The organism is Paraburkholderia sp. BR10954 (genome assembly GCF_040965775.1).
GTDB classification, from domain to species: domain Bacteria; phylum Pseudomonadota; class Gammaproteobacteria; order Burkholderiales; family Burkholderiaceae; genus Paraburkholderia; species Paraburkholderia youngii.
On the sequence record NZ_JBFRCK010000292.1, the window covers coordinates 1 to 272 of the forward strand.

Genomic DNA, 272 nt, shown 5'->3' on the forward strand with positions numbered 1-272 from the left:
ATCCAGACCTCGACAGAATTTGCAGGAAACTACCCATAATCTGCCAGGTTCCTGCAAATGCATCAACAACTTTCCGCTTCAAACCCTTGCTGCAAAAGGCTCTCCGGATTGTTCAGGTTCGACTAAGGAGTCGGGTCTGAATAATTCGTTTTCAGAGAGTTGGCCGTTTGCCACTTGCGTCGTATCAGCCATGAGAGTCTGCTGGCAGGTTGGTCGTCTGGCTTTTGAAGCGTGACGACCACTGTTTGGCGAGATTCGCGGCCTGAATCTGC

1 protein-coding gene is annotated in these 272 nt (G+C 50.7%); it reads left to right on the forward strand.

The features are described 5' to 3' along the window. Positions 1-235 (forward strand): hypothetical protein (locus AB4Y34_RS42290; protein ID WP_368719358.1); only part of this gene is annotated, 235 nt, incomplete at its 5' end. Positions 236-272: the final 37 nt, after the last annotated feature.